Source organism: Collimonas sp. OK607 (genome assembly GCF_900111995.1).
In the GTDB taxonomy this organism is placed as follows: Bacteria; Pseudomonadota; Gammaproteobacteria; order Burkholderiales; family Burkholderiaceae_D; genus Collimonas.
This window is the reverse complement of record NZ_FOKF01000001.1, coordinates 164,853-188,738: the sequence shown is the minus strand read 5'-3', so window position 1 is coordinate 188,738 and position 23,886 is coordinate 164,853. Positions and strand designations below refer to the sequence as shown.

20 protein-coding genes are annotated in these 23,886 nt (G+C 57.3%); 6 read left to right on the top strand and 14 right to left on the bottom strand.

Annotation, left to right across the window (positions count from 1 at the left end):
- Positions 1 to 55: 55 nt before the first annotated feature.
- The 5 genes from leuB to BM029_RS00890 form a co-directional block, all read right to left on the bottom strand.
- The gene (leuB, locus tag BM029_RS00910; RefSeq protein WP_092431762.1) at positions 56 to 1,126 is read right to left on the bottom strand and encodes a 3-isopropylmalate dehydrogenase; all 1,071 of its coding nucleotides are present in this window, start codon (positions 1,124 to 1,126) and stop codon (positions 56 to 58) included.
- Positions 1,127 to 1,189: 63 nt separating this feature from the next.
- Positions 1,190 to 1,837, bottom strand: a complete 648-nt coding sequence (gene leuD / locus BM029_RS00905) for a 3-isopropylmalate dehydratase small subunit (RefSeq protein WP_092415661.1) — start codon at positions 1,835 to 1,837, stop codon at positions 1,190 to 1,192.
- Between the two features lie 49 nt (positions 1,838 to 1,886).
- Positions 1,887 to 2,009: an entericidin A/B family lipoprotein gene (locus BM029_RS00900; RefSeq protein WP_092431761.1), complete on the bottom strand. Its 123-nt coding sequence runs from the start codon at positions 2,007 to 2,009 to the stop codon at positions 1,887 to 1,889.
- Between the two features lie 47 nt (positions 2,010 to 2,056).
- The gene (gene leuC, locus BM029_RS00895) at positions 2,057 to 3,457 is read right to left on the bottom strand and encodes a 3-isopropylmalate dehydratase large subunit (protein ID WP_092432038.1); all 1,401 of its coding nucleotides are present in this window, start codon (positions 3,455 to 3,457) and stop codon (positions 2,057 to 2,059) included.
- A gap of 166 nt (positions 3,458 to 3,623) precedes the next feature.
- Entirely contained in the window at positions 3,624 to 4,508 is an 885-nt protein-coding gene (locus BM029_RS00890; protein WP_092431759.1) for a DMT family transporter, read from the bottom strand.
- A gap of 730 nt (positions 4,509 to 5,238) precedes the next feature.
- Here BM029_RS00890 and BM029_RS00885 point away from each other — a divergent pair.
- From BM029_RS00885 to BM029_RS00865, 5 genes are all read left to right on the top strand, one after another.
- Positions 5,239 to 5,865 (top strand): hypothetical protein, encoded by a 627-nt coding sequence (locus BM029_RS00885; protein ID WP_092431757.1) that lies wholly within the window; start codon positions 5,239 to 5,241, stop codon positions 5,863 to 5,865.
- Between the two features lie 99 nt (positions 5,866 to 5,964).
- Positions 5,965 to 6,831: a hypothetical protein gene (locus tag BM029_RS00880; RefSeq protein WP_092431754.1), complete on the top strand. Its 867-nt coding sequence runs from the start codon at positions 5,965 to 5,967 to the stop codon at positions 6,829 to 6,831.
- A gap of 23 nt (positions 6,832 to 6,854) precedes the next feature.
- The gene (locus tag BM029_RS00875; protein WP_092431752.1) at positions 6,855 to 7,133 is read left to right on the top strand and encodes a transposase; all 279 of its coding nucleotides are present in this window, start codon (positions 6,855 to 6,857) and stop codon (positions 7,131 to 7,133) included.
- A 335-nt stretch (positions 7,134 to 7,468) separates the two neighbouring features.
- Positions 7,469 to 8,503, top strand: a complete 1,035-nt coding sequence (locus tag BM029_RS00870; RefSeq protein ID WP_092431750.1) for a GlxA family transcriptional regulator — start codon at positions 7,469 to 7,471, stop codon at positions 8,501 to 8,503.
- A gap of 34 nt (positions 8,504 to 8,537) precedes the next feature.
- The gene (locus BM029_RS00865) at positions 8,538 to 10,103 is read left to right on the top strand and encodes a sensor domain-containing diguanylate cyclase (RefSeq protein WP_092431748.1); all 1,566 of its coding nucleotides are present in this window, start codon (positions 8,538 to 8,540) and stop codon (positions 10,101 to 10,103) included.
- 34 nt (positions 10,104 to 10,137) lie between these two features.
- On the opposite strand, the gene BM029_RS00860 is transcribed toward BM029_RS00865, so the two are convergent.
- A complete protein-coding gene (locus tag BM029_RS00860; RefSeq protein WP_092431746.1) occupies positions 10,138 to 10,332 on the bottom strand; it encodes a hypothetical protein in 195 nt (64 codons plus the stop codon).
- Between the two features lie 267 nt (positions 10,333 to 10,599).
- Positions 10,600 to 12,258: a collagen-like triple helix repeat-containing protein gene (locus BM029_RS00855; RefSeq protein ID WP_092431744.1), complete on the bottom strand. Its 1,659-nt coding sequence runs from the start codon at positions 12,256 to 12,258 to the stop codon at positions 10,600 to 10,602.
- A 566-nt stretch (positions 12,259 to 12,824) separates the two neighbouring features.
- Here BM029_RS00855 and BM029_RS00850 point away from each other — a divergent pair.
- Positions 12,825 to 13,568: a peptidoglycan DD-metalloendopeptidase family protein gene (locus BM029_RS00850; protein WP_170850941.1), complete on the top strand. Its 744-nt coding sequence runs from the start codon at positions 12,825 to 12,827 to the stop codon at positions 13,566 to 13,568.
- A gap of 98 nt (positions 13,569 to 13,666) precedes the next feature.
- Here BM029_RS00850 and BM029_RS00845 read toward each other — a convergent pair whose 3' ends face one another.
- The 7 genes from BM029_RS00845 to BM029_RS00815 form a co-directional block, all read right to left on the bottom strand.
- On the bottom strand, positions 13,667 to 14,896 hold the full coding sequence (locus BM029_RS00845; RefSeq protein WP_244544843.1) for a DUF3443 domain-containing protein: 1,230 nt from the start codon (positions 14,894 to 14,896) through the stop codon (positions 13,667 to 13,669).
- A 12-nt stretch (positions 14,897 to 14,908) separates the two neighbouring features.
- Positions 14,909 to 15,373 (bottom strand): DUF2844 domain-containing protein, encoded by a 465-nt coding sequence (locus tag BM029_RS00840; RefSeq protein WP_092431737.1) that lies wholly within the window; start codon positions 15,371 to 15,373, stop codon positions 14,909 to 14,911.
- Between the two features lie 183 nt (positions 15,374 to 15,556).
- Positions 15,557 to 16,915 carry a TAXI family TRAP transporter solute-binding subunit gene (locus BM029_RS00835; protein WP_092432036.1) on the bottom strand — a complete coding sequence of 453 codons (1,359 nt, stop codon included), beginning with the start codon at positions 16,913 to 16,915 and terminating at the stop codon, positions 15,557 to 15,559.
- 166 nt (positions 16,916 to 17,081) lie between these two features.
- Positions 17,082 to 20,132, bottom strand: a complete 3,051-nt coding sequence (locus tag BM029_RS00830) for a transglycosylase domain-containing protein (protein ID WP_244544842.1) — start codon at positions 20,130 to 20,132, stop codon at positions 17,082 to 17,084.
- A gap of 142 nt (positions 20,133 to 20,274) precedes the next feature.
- Positions 20,275 to 21,555 (bottom strand): dihydrolipoamide acetyltransferase family protein, encoded by a 1,281-nt coding sequence (locus BM029_RS00825; RefSeq protein WP_092431735.1) that lies wholly within the window; start codon positions 21,553 to 21,555, stop codon positions 20,275 to 20,277.
- Positions 21,552 to 22,598: an alpha-ketoacid dehydrogenase subunit beta gene (locus BM029_RS00820; protein WP_170850940.1), complete on the bottom strand. Its 1,047-nt coding sequence runs from the start codon at positions 22,596 to 22,598 to the stop codon at positions 21,552 to 21,554. The genes BM029_RS00825 and BM029_RS00820 overlap by 4 nt, the downstream gene beginning before the upstream one ends.
- 2 nt (positions 22,599 to 22,600) lie before the next feature.
- Entirely contained in the window at positions 22,601 to 23,833 is a 1,233-nt protein-coding gene (locus BM029_RS00815) for a 3-methyl-2-oxobutanoate dehydrogenase (2-methylpropanoyl-transferring) subunit alpha (RefSeq protein WP_092431733.1), read from the bottom strand.
- Between the last annotated feature and the right edge of the window lie 53 nt (positions 23,834 to 23,886).

The window sequence follows — 23,886 nt, the reverse complement described above, 5'->3', positions numbered from 1 at the left end:
TAAACGGGAAAAGCCCCGCACTTCACATTACGGCAGACCCATCTGCCTAATTCTTTTACCCTAGCGCCTTGACCACCGCCGCACCCATTTCACCGGTGCTGACCTTGGTCGTACCTGCTTCGTAAATATCGGCAGTACGCAAACCTTGCGCCAATACTTTCTTGACCGCATTTTCGATGCGATCAGCCTGTTCTGCCTTGTTCAGCGAGTAGCGCAACATCATGGCCGCCGAAAGAATGGTCGCCAGCGGATTGGCAATACCCTTGCCGGCGATATCCGGTGCGGAACCATGCGACGGCTCGTACAAACCCTTGTTGTTGGCGTCCAGCGAGGCCGATGGCAGCATGCCGATCGAACCGGTCAGCATCGAAGCCTGATCCGACAGGATATCGCCGAACATGTTGCCGGTGACTACAACGTCGAAATTCTTCGGCGCACGCACCAGTTGCATCGCTGCGTTATCGACATACATGTGATCCAGCGCGACATCCGGATATTCCTGATGGACTTCAGTGACAATGTCTCTCCAGAACTGGAAAGTCTCCAGCACATTGGCCTTGTCGACACTGGTCAGGCGCTTGCCGCGCTTTTGCGCCGCCTGGAATGCGACGTGCGCAATGCGACGGATTTCCGGTTCAGCATAGCGCATGGTATCGAAACCTTCGCGCTCGCCTTTGAAAGCGCCGTCCGGCGCCGTGCGGACACCGCGCGGCTGACCGAAATAGATGTCGCCCGTCAGTTCGCGGATGATCAGGATATCCAGTCCGGACACGACTTCCGGCTTCAACGTCGAAGCGCCGGCCAGTTCCGGATACATGATCGCCGGACGCAGGTTGGCGAACAGGCCGAGGTGCTTGCGCAGGCCGAGAATTGCTTGTTCCGGGCGCAGTGAACGCTCCAAGGTATCGTATTTCCAGTCGCCAACGGCGCCGAACAAGATAGCATCTGCTTCTTTTGCCAGTTTCAGGGTGCCTTCGGGCAGCGGATGACCATGCGCCGCATAGCCGGCGCCGCCGACCGGAGCCGATTCCAGTTCAAATTTTTCGCCAAGCACGTTCAACACATTAACCGCTTGTTCAACGATTTCCGGACCGATGCCATCACCTGGCAAAATTGCTATTTTCATTTTTTCCTGGATTGAATAATTCAAAAAATATCAGTATCAGTGACCAGTTACTGGTCAAGCCGCTTAAATTGTATTGCTCAACCAAGGCTGAGCAGACAAATGGCGCTCTTCAAAGTCGCGAATCTTGTCGGACTGGCGCAGGGTCAGGCCGATATCGTCAAGACCGTTCAGCAGGCAATACTTACGGAACTCGCCGACTTCAAACGGAAACGCCAGGCTGCCATTGGCTGTGCAGACCAGTTGTTTCTCCAGATCGATTATCAGGCGATAACCCGGGAAGGCCTTGACTTCATCGAACAGACGGTCGATTTGCGCCTCAGGCAGCACTAACGGCAGCAAGCCATTCTTGAAACAGTTGTTGAAAAAAATATCGGCGAAACTTGGCGCGATGACCGCACGAAAACCGTATTGGTCCAGCGCCCATGGCGCGTGTTCACGCGACGAACCGCAACCGAAATTCTTGCGGGTCAGCAAAATCGATGCGCCCTGGTAACGTTGTTGATTCAGGACAAAATCCGGATTCAAAGGACGCCGCGAATTATCCACGCCTGGTTCGCCATGATCCAGGTAACGCCATTCATCAAACAAATTCGGGCCGAAACCGGTCCGCTGGATAGACTTCAGGAACTGCTTCGGAATAATCGCATCGGTATCCACATTAGCGCGATCCAGCGGCGCTACCAAGCCATCCAGTACAGTAAATTTATTCATTTCTTGATTCCAATCTGCCCAATCTGCCATCCCCGCCCACGCGAGGTGATCATTTGCCTTGAATTTTCTCGCCTACGTGTTCCACATCTTTACCAAAGCCGTGGAAGGTATTACAAGCGCTCAATGCATAAACGCTGGCCAGCAAAACACATAAGGTGACTATTTTCTTCATCTTTGTCCTTCGGTAAATATTTTATTCAGAGCGTACGAACTACTCGATCACAGGGAACGGATATCAACGAAATGACCGGCGATACCCGCCGCCGCCGCCATCGCGGGGCTGACCAGGTGGGTGCGGCCGCCGGCGCCTTGCCGGCCTTCGAAGTTGCGGTTCGAGGTGGAAGCGCAGCGTTCACCCGGTTCGAGGCGGTCGGCATTCATTGCCAGGCACATCGAACAACCCGGCTCGCGCCATTCGAAACCGGCATCCTTGAAAATCCGGTCCAGGCCTTCGCGCTCGGCTTGCTCCTTGACCAGGCCGGAACCCGGCACCACCATCGCCAGCTTGACGTTGGAAGCACGGAACTTGCCGCGCACTACCGCCGCTGCGGCACGCAAATCTTCAATCCGCGAGTTGGTGCAGGAGCCGATGAATACCTTGTCGATACGGATGTCTTCAATCGCAGTATTCGGTTTCAGCGCCATGTAGGCCAAAGCCTTCTCCATGCCGTCGCGCTTGGTGGCGTCTTTTTCCTTGTCCGGATCAGGCACGCGGCCATCAATCGCCACTACCATTTCAGGCGAGGTGCCCCAGGTCACTTGCGGCTTGATCTCGGCTGCGTTGAGGGTAACCACCATGTCGAACTTGGCGCCCGGATCGGAATGCAAGGTGCGCCAGTAAGCCACGGCGCGCTCCCAATGCGGTCCGACCGGCGAAAACGGCCGGCCTTTGACGTAGTTGACGGTAGTGTCGTCGACCGCGATCATGCCGGCACGTGCACCGGCTTCAATCGCCATGTTGCATACCGTCATGCGGCCTTCCATCGACAACGCCCGAATCGCCGAACCGGCAAATTCGATTGCATAGCCGGTACCGCCGGCAGTGCCGATGCGGCCGATCACGGCCAGCACGATGTCCTTGGCGGTGACGCCGTCAGGAATCACGCCGTCGACCTGTACCAGCATCGATTTGGATTTTTTGGTCAGCAAGGTCTGGGTAGCCAGCACATGCTCGACTTCGGAAGTGCCGATGCCGTGCGCCAGGCAACCGAACGCGCCGTGGGTCGACGTGTGGGAATCGCCGCAGACCACGGTCATGCCAGGCAAAGTTGCGCCCTGCTCCGGTCCGATCACGTGGACGATGCCTTGGCGATGGTCATTCATGCCGAAATAGGTCAGGCCGTAGCTCTTGGCATTCGCATCCAGGGTTTCCACCTGCAGGCGCGAGATTGGGTCGGCAATGCCGTTGGCGCGACTGGTGGTAGGTACGTTATGGTCGGCCACCATCAGGTTGGCCGGGAGCCGCCAGGGCTTGCGGCCTGCCAGCTTCAGCCCTTCGAAAGCCTGAGGGCTGGTGACCTCATGCAAAAGATGTCGATCAATGTACAAAATCGCCGTGCCATCCGGTTCAGAATGGACGACGTGAGATTCCCAAAGTTTATCGTAGAGCGTTTTAAGCATGATCCAGGGCGGCTGCGAGGCGCGCAAAACAGTGAATTTAGCTCTTGATTATGCCATAGAAGCAGGCAATTTACGCTGCCGGAAGCCGCGAAAACGACATACTGGCTATCGGAATGTTACATATATTCACGAATCCCGGATTTCTCCGACACAGGAGAGCCGGACTTTATTTTGCTGTTTTACCGCTTAAAAAACCGGCTGGATTGAGTTTGCCGGTTGCCAGGGCCGTACCAAACAATATGATCAGGCAACCCAGAATCATGGATACCGTCACCGCCTCCTTCAGGAAAACAGCGCCCCAGATCACGCCAAATATGGGAATCAGGAAAGTCACCGAGGCAGCATAAGCCGAACCCACCCGATCCAGTAAACGATAGAAAATCGCATATGCGAAGCCAGTGCAAACCACGCCGAGGGCCAACACTGCGTACCAAGCCGTGGCCGAAACCGGCGCTGCCGGCCAATACAGGAACGCCAAAGGCAATAACACCAGCGTCGCCGCCAATTGACTGCCGGATGCAACCACCAACGGCGGCACACCGGCCAGCCGGGTTTTCGAATAATTGATAGCGAAGCCGTAGGACAGCGTGGCCAGCAATACCGCGCCTGTCGCCAGCCAGACACCGGGCTGCCCCTCACCAATCTTGTCCCACACCAACACAATCACGCCGGCCATGCCCACCAGCATGCCGATGACTTGCGGCCGGCTCATTGGCGCTTTCAACCATACGAATGCAATCAGTCCGGTCCATAGCGGCACGGTTGCATTCAGAACCGCATCGAATCCTGCGTTGACATACAAGGTCGAGTAGGCAAACAGTGAAAACGGCAGCGCTGAATTCGTCACCCCTACAACCAGCAACGGCCATGCCTTTTTGCGCACATGAGCGCGTGCCACGGCCGACCGCAGCACCGGCAGCAACACCAGTGCCGCTATCCCCACCCGCAAGGCAATCAGCGGCACCGGGCCGAATTCCGGCGTGCCGACGCGCATGAAAAGAAACGACGCGCCCCAGACGGCGGCGAGCAAAAACAATTCGGTGATATTCATTGTTGGTCTTTTTGAGATGGGATAAGCACGGAGCAGAAATTCGTTTGCATGCGGCAATATATCCGATAACCGCAAGATGCGTAAAAGAGAGAAGCAGTTTTCGCCAAGGCTTCTGCAACTCGACTTTTACACAGCGCAACGCCGATAACGATGAAGTAAATTCCCTCTCCCGCTACGGTTACCGACACCGACAGTCGGAAAACACACAAGTTCTTTTTATCTCTTGTCAAAAACGGACAACCTCTAATACCAATAAGATTTCCGTACGCCATTATTCACAACGGGCTTCGGGGGTGCCCTGTGAATGCACTGTCATTTTTGTCATTTTTTGTTAGCGCTCACATCCCGCATTTCAAAAAAAATTATCCATATCGGCCATTTCAGGTGTCCGAACCAGACAAGGTTTTGTCATTAACACTCCGCTTTGCGGTCCTATTATCAGATCAACGCAAATGTACTCACTCGATGAGTCTAGTGTCGATCGCCTTCTCCGTATCGCTATCCGATCACGCTTGGCCTTGTCGAAATCAGACATTTTCGTTTTGACTTGATGAGGCATCCGCAACGCCTGTTGCCGCATGGGAGCGCAACTCCGATCAAACAAACAGGAGCTGGCGGCTCAGCGCGTAGCTGGCATGCACTTATCAGTGGTAACGCTTGCTTGTGGCTAGGGGCGTGCAGGCAAGACACTCTGGTGAATGATGCCCCCCCCCTCCAAGGAGAAACAGAAATGAAAAAGCAAATTATTGCCGCATCCATAGTTTCACTGTTCGCCGTCTCAGCATTCGCTCATCAATCCTCGGGTTCAAATACAAATACAAGTACCGCCACCACCACTAGCGTCGCATCCGCAGTGTCGGTCGGTGGCGCAGGCGGTGCGGGCGGATCGGCAAGTTCAGGTGGCGCAACCGGCGGATCGGCCACCGGCGGCACAGCAGTTGGCGGCAATGCCACTCAAACACTTACCGGCGGCAATGCCAATACCGGCGCCAACTGGACCGGCGCCGGCGGCAGCACGGCAACAGGCGGCGCAACTACAGCCGGCGGAACCAGCAGCGGCGCCGGCACTGGCGGCAACAGCGGCAACGCTGGCTGGTTTGGCAGCTCCACAGGCGGTGCTGGCTCATCCAGCGCCACCGGCGGTACGCAAGCCAATAACGGCAATGCCCTTTCGGGCGGAGGAACAAGCGGCTCATGGACCGGTAACGCAGATGCATCGATTAATGGCGCTACCAATACAGGCGGCTCGGCAGGAAACTTTGTGTTCGCTGGCAGCGCCCTGTCTGGCAATGCTACTGCTGGCAACGGGGGCTTTGGCGGCAGTGCATTCTCATCGGCAAAAGCCGGCAATCAGTAATAACAACAACAGGTAACGGCTCGGTTAGCTATGAGTTGCGAGAGGGAAAAGAAATTTTCTCCTCTCGCTTATAAAACCAAGCATTACGATGGAGAGGCCATGAAACACAAACTTATAGGTATCCTGGTAGCCTCAGCTTTCACATTACCAGTTTTTGCGCAGACGACGCCCACATCCACATCCACATCTACGGCAACCGCCGTTGGCGGCAGCGGTGGATCAGGCGGATCGGCAGCAGGTGGCACGGCTGCGGGCGGTACCGCGTCGAACCAGATTTCAGGTACATATGGCGCTTCGGCCACCAATGGCGGTAGCGGAACCGGCGGCGCAGCGACCGGTGGCAATTCAACTGTGAGCGTATCGGTTTCACTGCCGGGTTCAGGTACGTCAGGCACGTCGGGTACGTCCGGTACCGGCACTACAGCCGGAGCCGGAGCCGGAACAGGCACCAGCAGCGCAGCGGGCGATCCAGGCAGCAGCCCCAACAACACCAAAGCCACAGTTGATTACGGCGGCACGTACACCGTCAAGACAGTACCGAATATTGTCGCGCCATCGTTGACCACAACCTTGTCCGACACTTGCATGGGTTCCGCATCGTTCGGCTTGTCCTTCACAGGTTTCGGCGCAACCGGCGGCACCACCATGGTCGACCAGGCTTGCGTACGCCGACTCGATTCGCGTGAGTTCCGTGCAATGGGTTTGAACGATGTCGCGCTTGCCTTGCTGTGCCAAAGCGAAGCCAATCGGAAAGCAGTTGAATCGACCGGACGTTCTTGCCCTGGCATGGAACGAGCCGCAGCACCTGGAGCTCCAGCCGCACCGGTTCCTCCTGCTGCATCTTCAACCGGCGTGATCGGTCAAAACAATATCAACAACATCGGTGATCAGTACAAAGATCCCGTAATTCGTGCTCGACTTGGCTTGGATAAATTGCCAGATCTATCGCAATTAAAAGATCGCTAACCACCAGAAGGCGAGGGAATGCCATGAAGCGTTCGCCATTCTCAAGCGACCAAATTGCTGCCGCTCTCAAACAGGAAGAGCTAGGCATGCCGTTGGCCGACGTGATCAGGCAGGCTGGAATTACCGAACGCACCTTCCTTAACTGGAAGAGGCAATACGGTGGCCTGCAAGGTTATCCGCACGACATGAAGTGCCTGCAAGACGAGAATGCCAAGCTGAAACAGATTGTGGCTGAACTGACGCTGGAAAATTCTCGCCTGCAAGACGCGCTCGACGACAAAAGGGGAATGCACGAACACTAGTTCGCCCAATTGAATGAACGCAATGGATGAACGCAAGAACGGGTTTAGAGATGACAATCCGATGAGCGATATTGTTTAAGTTCGGATGCAATAAAACAGTTTGGCACGCAATTAAATACTTAATGAAAATCAACACTGATGCTCAGAAGAAATTTAAGAATGGACTTTTAGTTGCCGTAAGAAATTTTGTGTGAATACGCCACGGAACTAACTAAATTTAACAATCATTCGCTGGACAAAATCAAATTTTGTAGCAGAATGGAACATAGTAATTTACCAATAAAAAATTGCGTCCCGGCAATGCAAAAAGGTAGATTGCGTGTGGGGAGAGTCACATGGATATCGAGTGCATAAAGACACTTGAGGTGATAGGCGACAGCCGCTTAGACACTAGCTCGACCAGGCATATAGGGATCATTGTTTTCGAAGGGGTCGTGTTGGCAGACGTGGTAGGCGCTGCAGATGTTTTCTGCATCGGCGACAAGCTGATGTCGACAGTATTTCCTGGCACCACGCGTTACTCGGTTTCAGTTCTTTCTATCTCGGGCGGCATGATCATGTCGTCTGCCTCGGTCCAAATCATGACCTCATCGCTGGCATCTGTCGGCACACATCAGTTCGACACACTGCTCATCGCCAGCGGCACCGGAAACTTCGACGCTTACCGCGATCCCGACTTGATTGCCTGGCTTCAGCAAATGCGCAGCAAAGTACGCCGCGTCGCTGCAATCTGCACCGGCGTATTCGTGATCGGCGCTGCGGGCTTCCTGAATAATCGCCGCGCCACTACGCATTGGGCACTGCTGGATAAACTGGCGCGTGAATTCCCTTTGATAAAAATCGACCGCGAAGCGCAAATCAGCGAAGACGATGGAATTTTCACGTCCTGCGACGTTGGCATGGCGACCGACCTGGCGCTGCGCCTGCTGGAAAACGATCTCGGCCCGACGGTTGCACGGCGCGTGGCGCAAAGCCTGGTGGTGTGCCAGCGTCGGCGCGATACGCCGACCGTCAATCAGGCGTCGCCAACCAATGCCCCCGTCAAGGCCAGCAAGATCCACAAAGCTTCGCTCTGGTTTGTCGAGCATCTGGCCGAATCGATCAGCGTAGTCGACGCCGCCAATTATGTTTCCATGAGCGAGCGAAATTTCGTGCGGCAGTTCAAGCGTGAAACCGGACAGACGCCGCATGACTTCCTGCTGAATCTGCGCCTGGAAGCAGTACGCCAGCAACTGACCGAGACCGACTTGCCGGTAGACAAGATTGCACGGCGCTGCGGCCTGTTTAGCGGCGAGCACGTCGCCAAATTATTCCGCAAGCACATGTGGACTTCTCCGACCGAATATCGCAAGGGAATCCGGCCAAACTGAAACATGGACCAACGCGCTATTGTCAGGAGATACGATGAACGCTCCCATCGCGATAGCGCCTCGGCCAACGCATGTTAGCCTCAAACCGCTACCCATCACCTTTCTTGCGACCATCTTCGTAGTACTGGTTTGCGCTTCGCTGATGACGATCGAAGTGTGGCGCAGCTGGAATGCGCACGATATCGCTTTGCGCCAAACCGAAATTGCGACCTCCAACCTGGCGCGCGCCCTGTCGCAACATGCCGACGACACCATCAAGGAAGCCGACACTGTGCTGGTAGGCGTGATTGAACGCCTCGAAGTCGACGGCACCGGCAGCGCCTCGCTGGAGCGCCTGCATAAATTATTGATCCAGCACATTGCCGAATTGCCGCAGCTGAACGATCTCTCTATCTACGATGAAAACGGACTGTGGCTAGCCAACGCACGCAGCGGACCGATCCCGGTGGTCAACAACTCCGATCGGCAATACTTCGGCTATCACCGTAGCCACGCCAGCCGCGGCCCCTACATCGGGCCGCCGATACGCAGCCGCTCCACCGGCGCCTGGATAGTCACCGTCTCCAGACGCTTCAACCATCCCGACGGCAGCTTCGCCGGCCTGGTGCTAGGCACCATCAACATCGATTACTTCAAGAACTATTACGAAAGTTTCGATATCGGCCGCGCCGGTTCTATTTTTCTAAGCTTGAATGACGGCACCATGCTGGTAAGGCGCCCGATGGTGGAAGATGCTATCGGCAAGAACCTGTCTAACTATCCGATCTACCGCGACTATGCTTCCAGAAGCGCCGTCGGCACGGCCGTCATGCGCTCCGGCCAGGACGGCGTGGAGCGGCTGATCGCCTATCGCCATCTGGAGCAATATCCGCTATTCGTCACTGTCGCCCGCTCAAAGGAGGAAGTGTTATCCGACTGGCGCGCCGACACCTACCTGCATCTGTTTGGCGCCATGCTGCTGACGCTGGCCCTGGCCCTGCTGGGCTGGCGGCTGATCCATCAGATCAAGTTGCGCTTGCTGGCAGAAGCCGATCTGCTGCGGGTCCAGGAATCGCTGAGATCCCTCAATCAGCATCTGGAACGACTCGCCTTGCAAGACAGCCTGACCGGCCTCGCCAACCGGCGCCAGTTCGACAGCGCGCTGCGCGACGAATTCAGTCGCGCCGTGCGCACCGGGAATTCACTGGCGCTGGTGATGATCGATGTCGATTACTTCAAACAATTTAATGATATTTACGGGCATCTGGCCGGCGACGAATGCCTGCGGCAGATCAGTGACACTGTCAAAGCCAGCAAAAATCGTCCAGGCGATCTGGCGACACGTTACGGCGGCGAAGAGATAGCGGTGTTGCTACCCGATACCAATCTGGCGGGTGCTGTTGCGGTTGCGGAAAAGATCCGGCTTGCCATCTACAATCTGCAGATCGAGCATCCTGGCGACCCTGAGGGTGTAGTCACTATCAGTGCCGGCGTCGATGCCTTCGTCCCGGTCAGGGATGGAAATGTTCCTTTTGAACTGATTCAGGCTGCAGACAGAGCGCTGTATGCGGCAAAATTTGCCGGTCGTAATCGTGTTTGTTCCAGCGCCGATCTGCATTAACCGGTGGTTATCTCGCGGTTATCTCGCGGTTATCTCAAATCCTGCCGCGACGCCCCCGTTCATACACCAGGGAACCAACGGCTATCAAACGATATAACTCCTGTTCGGTCAGCTTGTACGACAGTGACGCAATCTCCCGCGCCAGCATCCCGATCAGCAAATCATTTCCCGGTATCTGCGCTTGTGGGCTGGCGCAAGCAATCAAATCCACTATCTGTTCGGCTCTCATGATCCCATCCCCGAAAAATTAAATACACGATTTCAGCCTTTGTTTGCTTGTCTTCCTACTGCATTTTTTCTCGACTGACTCCCTGCCGCTGCATGGCGTTGCTAATTGGACTGTGGGTAGCTGACACCAGGCTTCAACTTGTAGTATCTGCGCAATATCGGCTCCGGGTTCTCGCGTCAACATCGCCGGAGCGACGGTGGCCGGTTTCAATATTGAAACAAGGAAGCCTGGCGCCTTGCCAGCGCTTCCCTGAAAAACACTCAACCATTATTTCTTAGCACCGCCCAACAATCCGCCAAGCAAGCCTGTTACCGGCGCCAGCGGGCTGGCGGTTGATCCGGTTCCGCCACTGACTGCACTAGTCAAGCCGGCGACCAGATTAGTGACCGGAGCCAGTGGGCTGGCGCCCGCGCCTGCACCCGCCGCACCACCGACCGCACCAGTCAAGCTACCTACCAGCTTGGTGACCGGGGCCAATGGCCCCGCGCCCGCACCTGCGGCACCGCCGAGACCGCTGGTCAAACCGCTCAGCAAGCCGGTTACCGGAGCCAATGGCCCGCCGGTAGAGCCTGTTGTACTGCCGACGGCACCGGTCAAGCCGCTCAACAAACCGGTTACCGGAGCCAGTGGTCCGCCAGTTGAACCTGTTGCACCGCCGAGACCGCCGGTCAAACCGCCCAGCAAGCCGGTTATCGGAGCCAGTGGGCCGCTACCCGAACCTGAGGCGCCGCCGAGACCGCCAGTCAAACCACCCAGCAAACCGGTGACTGGGCCCAATGGACCGCCACCGGCAGCTCCGCCCACTCCACCAAGCACGCCCGTAAGAGCGCTATTCAAAGGCTGCAATAAGCCGCCTGTCTTGTTGCCGAGCAGAGGTTGACCGGTACCGACCAGGGCATTCGTGCCGAGACCAGCCACGATAACGCCCACATCGCTCACCACCGGCCCCAGGTTGCTGACCACAGGCGCCTTGGTGCCGGTCAGTGCGCTTCCCAGAGTATTTACGGCACCGCCGGCCGTCACCAGCAAGGTGTTCACCGGCTGGTTCAGGCCGGTTGTATTGCCGATTGTTTGCGTCAAGGTAGTCACCGTGCTGGTCAGCGGTACAATTGCCTGGCCGACGGTCTGGGTGATTTGTTCCACCGGACCGGTAGTCAAGACGTGGGTCAACGGGTCTCCCAGTCCGGCGACAGTAGCGCCGACCTTTGTCACCACATCGCCCAGAGGCGTGGTCACTACGGCCAATGGCGCCAATGGGCCGCTGCCCAATCCGGTGACCAGTTGCCCTGCGCTCTCTACAGTCTTTCCCAGGCCCGTGATTACCCCGCCGGTACTGCCGAGCGTAGTGCCGACCGCGTCCGGATTGGTGCCGAGCTGACCCAGTCCGTTGGTGATACCTGCACCCAAGGTAGAAACAATGCCCGTGCCGTTATCAACCACTCCGGCCAGACCGCTTTTTGCCTGGGGAGACAGGATCGGCACGTTATTGATCACAGTGCTGCCTATCCCGCCAAGCGCGGCGCCTGTGCCAGATACGGTGCCACCAAGGTTGGTGAGCAAGTTACTTGCAGCACCTGTGCCACCACCGCCGCCACCGCCATTACCGCCGCCGTTACCACCACCATTACCGCCGCCGTTACCACCACCATTACCACCGCCGTTACCGCCGCCATCACCGCCGCCGGTACCTCCGCCAGTGCCACCACCGGTACCATCACCACCACCTGCACCGCCACCCGAACCACCCCCATCGCCACCGCCGCCCGCGCCGCCGCCTGTACCAGCGCCGGTACCGCCTGCTCCCTGTCCGGTTCCTGCTGCCGAGCCAAGTGATTTACCCAGGTCGCCGCCGCTGGCGCAACCGGCCAACAAACTGGTCAACAATAACGATGCGACAATCAGACCGCCTTTTTGCGATGTATTCATGATGTATTTCCCCTTATTGAAAGTTCGAACCAGTTGTCCCTGCTTGTCTATTCCGCAAGGAGCATGCCAACTGAAAAACCTCAAATAAAGAGAAATAGAAGGTCGTTATTTTTCCATAAAGAAAAGAAATAAAGCTTTACAAATCAATGACTAAGAAAATTTCCAATCAAATCCTGATGACCTGAAAACCGTGTTACCTGGCAACACTTGATACGTTACATGTAACGTAACGGCAAGCTGCGGACGGGTACAATTAATTATCTTATCGATATCTAAAAAGAAGGCTGCTGCCCGCCCGGGATTGACAGTCAATCCAGCTTCGACGGATCGACATCGAGATTTACCTCATCGGCACAATTGAGATATCCTTAAATCTCTAGAAAAAGTGGCAACACATGCGTGGCCCTGACACAGTGGATGCGGAATACGCAACTAGTTAAGCCAAACAAGGTCAGAGGATGCGCACTAGCCGAACGTTGCCGGTCATTCTTTGACCAAAGCGAAACAAGGTGCGGGGTGGGCAAGATCTTTTTCCCGCTCTATGCCGAGATTTATTGATTAGAGGAATGTCATTGTTGGTCCAGAAAACAGCAGCATCCAGCTCGCAAAATCCAGACAGAATTAGAAAATTCGGCCTTGCACTGATTCTGCTGGCCGCCCTCACCGCCTGCAGCACGCCGTCCGGCTCCGATACCAGTGGCGCAGCGCAGCCCAGCGGCCCCGGCTATTACACTGTGCAAAAGGGCGACACCTTATCCAGCATCGCGCGCAAATTCCGGCTTAGCAATAGCGCCATCATCAACTGGAACAAGCTGTCGGACCCCAATGACATCAAGGTGGGTCAAGTATTGCGAGTCGCCTCCCAAGGCGCTCGTGTCAGCGGCACGACCACGCCGCGTAGCGTCGACAACAGCACCGCCTCCAGCCCATCCAACGACGAAAAAGACAAAATCGACTGGACCTGGCCTGCAAGCGGCAAATCCGCCAGCGGCCTCGGCCAGGGAAAGAAAGGGATAGATATTTTCGGCCAGCTCGGGCAGCCGGTTCTGGCCGCCGCGGCCGGCAAAGTCATGTATTCCGGCAGCGGCATACGCGGCTACGGCAACCTTGTCATCGTCAAACATAACAGCAATCTGCTATCGATCTACGCCCACAACAAGACCATCGTCGTCAAAGAGGGGCAGATGGTCGGTAAGGGTCAGCAAATTGCCGAGATGGGCAAATCCGACAGCAACTCAGTCAAACTGTATTTCGAAATCCGCCGGCAGGGAAAACCGGTCGACCCATCCCGTTATCTACCGAGTCGATAAAGGGTAGATAAAGAGCGGATCTGCTCGCCGACAAACAAAAAAAGGGGCGCATGATTGTGCGCCCTCAGGTAATTCACGGCAATTCCGCTGGCTGCGGTTCAATAAGCAACGTACGGCCCCACCGTACCGCCAGCTGTTACGCCTTCAAGCGCGGTATAAACCGAGCGCCCGAAGTAGAATGGCAGCCCCCAGTCGAAAAATGAAGCAAAAGCCTCCGCGCCTGCCAAATTGCTGAATGCCGTGTTATTCGGGTTGGCCCTGAACAGGGAATCTGCATTGGCAACATTGAAACTGACGTTATTACTACGGCCGTTCAGGCCGGTATTCACCGCACTCTTGCTCAACGTCGACGAAGGGCAGTAAAAACCTGTGCTCAGGGTGCAGTTGGGAATAGACGAATCGGCAAAGAACAATCCATTCGATCCACTGTCAAAAAAAGCCGGCGTAGTCTGTCCCTGATACAAGGTGTTCAAGTTGCCGGAACTGTTCAAGGTATAGATGGTAGCGCTGCCCAATGCATTGTTGGCTTGCGTGCCGATGCCGAAAATCAGCGAACCTGTCACGCCGGACGCGCCATTTGCGCCGACGGCCGGCAGTTGTATCAGCGTGCCATTATTATCCTGCGGGAAAACCGCTACCGGATTGCCCACTTGCTGGCCCAGCGCCAGCGCGATAGCGCTGCAATTCACGCTTGAGCAGGAGTAATACCAGCCCGCCAGCGCCTGGCTGGCACAGGCCCCGCCGCAATCCTGGGCAAAGGTACTGATGCCGAGCAAGCCGTTGGCATGGAATGCCGCCACTGTATTTTCCGCCACCAGGCTGCCGGAACAGCCGCTGGGCACAGTCGGAAAGGCGCTGTCGCCTATGATGTGTACCGAGATGCCACTGGCAACCTCGCCGGCGATACGCAAATCTGCCTGTTTCACCGAGCCCCAGCTATAGCCGTCAGCAAACCGTGCGCATTCGGCTACGGGGTTGCCGTTGGCGCTGGTCACCGACGGCAGGGCCATATTGCCGGCCAGGACAGAAGACATGATCCGCAAACCACTCGATCCGGTATCCACCAGAATGTGATCGATGGTCTGGCATTGCGTCGTACTGCCAGGCTGGCAGATGGTCAACGTGACATAGGGTGAATTGACGGCGCCGACCGACTGGCCGGAAGCCGTCAGGGGTCCGCTATCGAGCACCAGTGTCTGGACATTTTGAGCGGGTTGCGGTTGCGGTGTCGGCGCCGGCGTTGAACCACTGTCAGAACCGCCACCGCCGCCACAGGCAAGCAAGAGGAGACTGCAGAACAGGCAAAGCAGATACGTCAAGAAGCGCATAGTCATCCCCGGTCAGCGAATATTGTCAGGAGTTACGCCTTGCGGCAGCAAGGCAGGTACATACGCACTGCCGGCGAAGGAGCGCATATGTCCACCCGAATGCAATACCAGCCGATCCGACTGAATCGCTACCGCGCGTCGTCCCGGATGCGGCGCGCTGGCTGCGCTCACATATTGATCGGCATAACTGCCTAGCAATTGCTGCAGGTTCGGCATGCTGGGGCCTTGCCAGCTGACGGCAAACACGATGTTGTCTGCGCCTATATATTCCCGCACCGTGGTACCCGACGGCTCCGCCACCTCACTAACCGAATACCCGTTGTAGCTGGTCACCCGTGCGCTGGCCTTGGCACGCGCCGAGTCTGACTGGGCCTGGTCTGTGCCGCCGGCCGGACCGACGGCTGCACCAAGCGCCGCAAACGCCGGTGCGGATTGTGCAAACAGCAACACGCATATGACAGAAACAGGGAATCTCATGGCTCACCTCTGCTCGAGTAACAAATATCCGCCAAATGATAACTGATGCCGCAGGGCAATTTGCAAAGATGTTTTAGCGCGCAGGCCTGCCATTGCCACTCGTAATGTGCTATATATTTTGGCCGCTTGCAAGGCATTACTTCAGCTGCAGGTCCGGTCCGGTCAACCGAGCTCAGCTGGAACTTAGCTCCGATTAAGCAAGCGCATGCGCACAAAGCCGATGTGCTCGCGCAATACATAAAATTGATCGGCAAAAGCCAGCGGCATTTTCATCCGGTTAACCGCTTCTTCGATACTATCCAGGCGCTTCAACAGCTCTGCCTGTTGTTCCGGGGTGTCGGTGTCGGTGACGGCGGCACGTTCCAGTGCGATCAAAATCCCGTACCAGCGATAAATGCGCGATTTGATGCGCCAGCCGTAGAGCAGCGGCACCAACTTGAAACCAGGGATCAGCAACAAGATAATCGGCAGCAGCACCACTAAAGTACGGTCGACCAGGCTGGCAAGCCAGAACGGCAAGGTACGGTAGAAGAAGCTCTTGCCCGACTTATAGTAACGGGCGGCATCGTCGCTGATGTGGAACTCATGCGCCAGTGGCGCCGGGAATTCGTCGGCACGCTGCAGCACATTGGCGCCGCTGTGCACTTCCTTGGCGGCCTCGATCAACAAATCGGAGAGTGCCGGATGCAGATCATCGCGGGCGATCAGTTCGGCGGTGGGGGCAATCAGGCGAATGTCGCGGCTGGGAATGTTTTTACCCAGATCGAACACACCTTTTGGAATTTTCAGTTCGGTCAGATAGCTGAAGCGGCGCGCATAGGCACTCGCCTGCGCAAAATCGAGAAGACGAATGCCAGGCGTACGCAACAGCTTGCCCATGGTCGGCGGCGAGGCCGAATCGCCCATCAGAAAGGCAGCGTCGATCTTGCCATCGGTCAGCGCCTTCGCAGCTTCGTCGCCACCGATATCGAGTAACTCCGCCTTGCCGCCGGCTTCGATGCCGTTGGCTTTCAACAAGGTTAATGCCAACACGCGCGAACCGCTGCCTGGTGCGCCGATCGCCACCTTCTTTCCGCTCAGCTCTGACAGCCGGTCAATTTTTTCCTGGCCGCGATAAAACACCGAGACGGGCACATAAGAAACACTACCCAGCGACACCAGCTGATCGATGGGCAGGTCGCCAGCCACCCCGCCCTGGACAAAAGCGACATCGATACCGGACTTCGGATCGCTTATTTTTTTCAGATTGTCCAGCGACCCTTCCGAAGTCACGATGTTGAGTTTGATACCGTTGCGCGCCAAAATCTTCTTGTATTTCTCTGCCGTATTCCAGAAGTTGCTCTGCTCGGGACCGGTGGCCATGGTGATGGTCTTCGGCGGCGCCGGATGGATGAACCAGATCGCCAGCCAGATGGCGACGATCGCCAGCAAGACAATCGGACCGAAACTGATCGCCAGGTCGCGCCACGAAATCGAGACGAATCGCATCGTGATATTTTTTGCAGATTTTTTCAGGTCGGACGGATGAAATGGGGTGGCCATGAGAATATTTCTATGGTTGAAAGACATGAAAACGCAACTGCGTGCAACTACGTCCGGCAAGTTAGCCGGCTTACCTGTAGTCAGCCCTGCGGCCATCGCAGGTTCCTTGATTTTGCAACATGATACGGGATGTAGAGTATCACTTGCAAAGCAAGTTCAAGAAGAATCAATGGCGACAAGCTAACAACGTGTCGCTTGCATCCGCTTCCACCATGGGAAGCAAGGTCGGGGTCAACGACTTGAGCAATTGTACCGAAAGCGCACTCGTGAACTTGTAGCTGGCAGCATAGGGCTCGTGGACGTAAGCGGTCATGGTTCCGAAGAAACGGTCGCCGATAAAGAACACGAAGGTGGCGGAACGATTCACGGCGCGCGAGGAAATCAGCCTGCCGCCCGCCGCGTAGACCTCGAAACGCTGATCGCCGGTGCCGGTTTTTCCGCCGATTCCAATCGGCTTGCCGTTCGCATGGCGTGATGGCAAACCGCCCTTGAGTCGTTTGGCTGTGCCCCCCTCGACCACATCAATCAGCGAACGTTGCACCACGTCCGTTATCTCTTGCGGTAAAAGCCGTTCCGCCGCCGGTCCGCTATTCTCAAAGTGCGTTTCATATGGCGTTCCTTGCGCCAGTTCCAGGGTTTGCAACTTCCTGAGCGGCAGACGCATGCCCTTGTTGACGATAATTCCCATCAGTTCCGCCAGCGCCGCCGGCCGGTCACCCGAAGCGCCGACCGCGGTTGCATATGAGGGAGTAAGGGATTCGAAGGGATATCCGAGTCGCCGCCAGTCGCGGCCGATCTCCAGAAACGCTTCAAGCTCCAGCATTTGCCGGATGCGTTTATCTTGCTTGTTTTTATTACGGGTCTTGAACAGCCAGGCGTAGACATCCTGACGCGCGTCGCGGCTGGCGTCCAGCGTTTGCGTCAGCGTTGCGTCCGGATACTGATGCATGAATCCGAGCAGCCACAATTCCAGTGGATGAATGCGCGCGATATAGCCGCGATCGGCCAGTGAAAATTTGTCCGGCCCGTACTGCACGTACAGCGCCTGCAACTTGGCATCCGACAAGCCGTCTTTGGGAAACTGCTTGCGCATGAAAGCAGAGAAATGCTGCAGATCCGCTTCCGGCGTTATGCTACGGAACACCGTGGCAAGGCGTGCCGGCACCGGATGCATGTTTTCCAACAACAGTTCCTGCGCCTCCTGCGGTGTCTTGCCGTGGTATTTCCGGTAGAAGCGAACCATGAACTGGCGCCCTTCCCTGTCGGCAAAGCGAGATAGCATTTCTTGTCGCTTCGCCGCACTCAGGTCATCCAGCGATGCGGCGCCGGGATCGGCGCCAGCCATCTTGAATTTGTAATGCCGTACGATGTCGCGCATTAGCCGTATAAAGACCAGGTTCACCGACTGCTGGAAACCTTCGCGTATCGTCATCACCTTGGTGTTCTCTTCAGATTCGAAATTCGTGAATGTCTGCACGCCGCCGCCGGTCACAAATGCCTCCCCCGGACTGCCCGAGTAGCGGCGTTCCATGGCCGCTTCCAGCATCGGCGGCAAAGCCAGGTCCTTTGCTTGCGCCAGGTAGATCAACGCCCATTGGCTCAGCACGTCCTCTTTCACTACCTGTACCCGGGCTCGCTGCTCCGCTGTCATGCCGGCGTAACGCTGGTGCAGATCGGCGATTATTTCGAGGTAGGTAATCAACGTGCGCAACTTGGCGGTAGATCCCAGGTTGAGCCTGGCGCCCTCGTTGATGTCGAACGGCTGATCGAAATTATCGGTTTGCACGCGCAACAGATTGGCGCCGCCGCGCCGTTCGAACAGCGTAAAGCTGAAAATCAACTTGCCTGGATCATCTCCCGGGCTGAGCATGTTATGACCATACAGTTCCGCCGCTTTTGCATTGGCGGGCGTCTTGAGTTGGCGCAGCACGGTCGTCACCTCGCGTTGCATTTCGCCATTCATGGTGGTCGCTGCGGTGAGATCGAGACGGTCCAGGTCGTAAAGGTGGTTGACATGCAACAAGCCGGAAAGATTGGCGCGCAATGCAGTCACCGCTTTACGCGTAACAAATGAAATCGGCGGCGCGCTGACCGATTTTTGCTGCAGGTTCAACTTGACCGGCAACGCCGCGTCGCGCAGCGCCGCCGGGATAACACCCGCTGCCGCCAGCACCCGCAAATGGCTGTCGGTTAACTGCTCCAGGTCGGCAGCGCCTTCCCGCAGGTAATAGGACGGCCGGCGTTGTGCGATCATTAGTGAAAGCGCTTGCTTGAATGCCTCTGCCTTGCTCCCCAGCTGGCCGGGATCGTCTTGCGCCGGATCGGCATCATTGCCCACCTTGTTGTCCAGAAGCCGGTTCACCTCCGCGAAATCACGACCGTACCAGGCCCACATGCCGTCACCCAGGCCATCGATCTCACCATAGCCTGGCTTGGCCGCAAGCGGTACGGTATTCAGGTAATCCGCCATAATCTCTCTGCGCGCCGCGAGCGTGTTTTCGCCCCCCAGATACGCCTTGACCGAAGCCGACGCCATCTGCCGCAGTTTTTCCTGCGGCGATGCGGTGCGCCCCTCAGGCGAATGACGATATTTTTCGATCTGCGTCGCCAATGTGCTGGCTCCCGGCGTCTGGTGCGATTTATCGAACACATGCAGCGCCTGATCGAAGACCGCCTTGCCGAAACGGCCCCAGTTGACCGCCGGATTGTGCTGCGGATAACTGGCAGTGAGCAAGTCACGGTCTTCGATGAAGAGCAGTGTGTCTGTCAACAAGCGCGGAACCGATTCGAAATCTTTATAACTGCGCTCGGGGAAACGTTCCGAGTACAGAGATTGATCATTGCAATCGAGTAAATCGAGGCCCGCCTGAGTCTTCTCGCTGTAGGCAAGAGACAGTCCTCTATCTGCGAGGCGCGCAAGCTTTGGCGAGATCCGGGCTTGTTGCGTAATCAGGTAATCGTGCGTGGCCAGATATTGGGTAAAGGCCGGGATCTTGCTATACCCCAGGCGTTCGTCGTAAGGGCCGGTTTTAGGAAAACGGATCGCAGCGCTTGCCCCGGGCTCAAGTTTGAATGTCAGTTCACGGTCGAGTTCGGACAGGTGACGCGCTTGCCATTTAGATGAGCGCAATTCGCTGTTGATCAGTCGGGCCACGAACCCCAGCAGCCCGAGTAAACTGATCAACAACAGCAACTTGCTCCAAGTACGTAGCGTCACTTTTTTTAGCAGTTGAAATGCAGCCCGGCGAGAGTGCCTGCATACCAAGATAATCGCCTTTTCGACCAATGTCTAGCGGTGATTGACTCGTTTGTTTTTCAGGCCACGGCATCGACCGGAAGATACCGGGATCACATTCGAGCTAATCCACAAACAAAGTGGCAGGCGATTCGAGATAAGCGCGCAGCGACTGCACGAATTCGGCGGCATCCAAACCGTCGACCACCCGATGATCGAACGAGGACGACAGATTCATGATCTTGCGCGCCACCACGACATTGTCACGTATCACCGGCCGCTCGATAATCCGGTTGACACCGACAATCGCCACCTCCGGGTGATTGATCACGGGCGTCGACACCAGGCCGCCCAAGGCGCCCAGGCTGGTAATCGTGATGGTTGAGCCGGAGAGTTCCGCTCGCACCGCGCTGCCCGCCCGCGCAGCGTCAGCCAGACGGGTGATTTCGGCAGCGCTGGACCAAAGGTCGCGCGCCTCGGCATGATGCACTACCGGCACCATCAAACCGGCCGCGGTCTGGGTGGCTATGCCGATATGCACTGCGCTGTAACGCGTGACCACGCCGGCATCATCGTCGAAACGGGCGTTGCATTGCGGGTACGCGCGCAACGCCAGCACCATGGCGCGCATCAGCAGCGGCAGCAGGGTCAGGCGACCTCGTTCGCCGCCCCATCTCGCGTTCAGATGTGCGCGTAACGCCTCGATTTCGGTGACGTCGCATTCTTCAACGTAGGTGAAATGCGGGATGCGGCGCTTGGATTCCTGCATTTTCTGCGCGATCTTGCGACGCAAACCGATCACCGGTATCGCTTCTTCGCCGTGGCGCTCGGTGAAGCGCCCGTCGTCGAGAGTCACCGCCGGCGGGCCGCTGCCGCGGGCGCCATGCGTGACATAGGCGTCGAGATCTTCATGCGTGATACGGCCATCGACGCCACTGGCAGGCACATCTTGCAACGCAACCCCAAGCTGGTGGGCGCGCCGGCGCACAGCTGGCGACGCCGTCGGCGCATTGCCAGCTTGTCGCATAGCCTGTACCGAACCGGTTCCTCGAACCGGCACCGGCAGTTTGGCGGCCGGCGTTGCCGTCGTCAATGCGGCGACCGGCATTGGCATTACAGGTGTCTCTGGCACAGCAGTCAATGCTGCGCCGGCATGCTCCGTTTGTTCAACCTCAAGACGTATCAGCTCGCCGCCCACTGCCAGCACCTGGCCAGGCTCGCAACCCAGCGCCACCACGCTGCCTGTCACCGGTGACGGAATTTCGACGGTAGCCTTGTCCGTCATCACGTCTGCCAATATCTGGTCCTCGACCACGCGCTCGCCGACCTGCACGCGCCAGGCCACCAATTCAACCTCCGCAATCCCTTCGCCGATATCCGGCATTTTGATTACATGGATACTCATCGTGCCTCCAGCGCGCGTTTGAAGGCCGCCCCGACCCGGTCCGGACCGGGGAAATATGCCCATTCCTGCGCGTGCGGATAAGGCGTATCCCAACCGGTTACACGTTCGATCGGTGCTTCCAGATGGTAGAAACAGTGTTCCTGCACCAGTGCCGCCAGTTCCGCGCCGAAGCCGCTGGTGCGGGTAGCTTCGTGCACCACGACACAGCGCCCGGTCTTCTTGACCGAGGCGACGATGGTTTCAAGGTCGAGCGGCCACAGGCTGCGCAAATCGATAATTTCAGCGTCGATGCCGGTCTCGCGTGCCGCGGCTGCGGACACGAATACCATGGTGCCGTAGGTCAGCACCGTCAACTCGGCGCCGGGACGATATATCGCTGCGGATTCGAGCGGCACCGTGTAATAGCCCTCCGGCACCTCGCCCAGCGGATGTTTGGACCACGGCACCACCGGCTGGTCGTGGTGACCGTCGAACGGGCCGTTATACAGCCGTTTCGGCTCCAGGAAAATCACCGGATCGTCATTCTCGATCGATGCAATCAGCAAACCCTTGGCGTCGTACGGGTTGGATGGCATTACCGTACGCAGGCCGCAGACATGGGTGAACAAGGCTTCCGGGCTCTGGCTATGGGTCTGGCCGCCGTAAATGCCGCCGCCGCAGGGCATGCGGATCGTCATCGACGCCGTGAATTCGCCGGCCGAACGGTAGCGCAGACGCGCCGCCTCGGAGACGATCTGGTCCGAGGCCGGATAGAAATAATCGGCGAACTGGATCTCGACCACCGGCCGCAAACCATAGGCGGCCATGCCGACTGCCGCACCGACAATCCCGCCTTCAGAGATCGGAGCGTCGAATACGCGCGAAGGGCCGTACTTCGCTTGCAAACCGTCAGTACAACGGAACACGCCGCCAAAAAACCCCACGTCCTCGCCGAATATGACGACATTGCTGTCCCGTTCCAGCATGATGTCCATCGCCGAACGCAGCGCCTGGATCATGGTCATGGGTATCGTTTCAGACTTCACATCTTTCTGGGCCGCCATGATCACACTCCCAGTTGCCGGCGCTGCTGCCGCAGATGCTCCGGCATGTCTTTATAGACATCCTCGAACATCGTCGCCGGGCTGGGAATCTGGCCGCTGGCCAAGGTGCCGTAGCGTTCCGCCTCTTTCTGCGCTGCGATCACTTGCGCCTCCAGCTCCTTTTCAGTGTCCTGATGCTCCTGTTCGGACCACGCGCCAATCCTGATCAGATGCTGTTTGAGACGCGCAATCGGATCGCCCAACGGGAAGTGCGACCAGTCATCTGCCGGCCGATATTTGGACGGATCGTCCGAGGTTGAATGCGGACCGGCGCGATAGGTAATCCATTCGATCAGGGTTGGCCCCAGGTTGCTGCGTGCCCGTTCCGCGGCCCATCGCGAGGCGGCATACACGGCCAGGAAGTCGTTGCCATCGACCCGCAACGAGGCGATGCCGCAGCCGATACCGCGCGCGGCGAACGTGGTGCTCTCGCCGCCGGCGAGTGTCTGAAAGGTCGAGATGGCCCACTGGTTATTGACGACATTGAGAATCACCGGTGCTTGATAGACATGCGCGAAAGTGAGCGCGGTGTGAAAATCGGATTCAGCGGTGGAGCCATCGCCAATCCACGCTGAAGCGATTTTGGTATCACCCTTGATCGCCGAGGCCATGCCCCAGCCGACCGCCTGGATGAATTGGGTTGCAAGATTGCCGGAAATGGAAAAGAAACCGGCCGCGCGCACCGAGTACAGCACCGGCAACTGCCGCCCTTTCATCGGATCGCGCTGGTTCGACAACAGTTGGCAAATCAAATCCACCAGCGGTACGTCGCGCGCCATCAGCAGGCTTTGCTGGCGGTAGGTAGGAAAGCACATATCGCCTTCCTGCAGCGCCAGCGCATGCGCCGTGCCTATGGCTTCCTCGCCCAGGCTCTGCATGTAGAAGGACATCTTTTTCTGGCGCTGCGCGATCACCATGCGGGCATCGAAAATCCGCGTTTTCATCATGGCGCGCATTCCGCGGCGCAGCAATTCGCGATCTATATCCGCTGCCCAGGGGCCGACGGCGTTGCCGTCGTCATCCAGCACACGTACCAACGCATAGGCCAGATCACTGGTGTCGGATGGCAGCACCTCCAGCGGCGGCCGGCGTACCGCGCCGGCCTCGGCCAGATGCAAGTAGGAGAAGTCGGTTTCGTGGCCGGGCCGGCCGCTCGGTTCCGGAACATGCAACGTCAGAGGCTTGCACTGGCTCATACCCGCTCCCTCGCGCTTGGTAATGTCCAGTTGAGTTTAGCAAATTTTTGCGC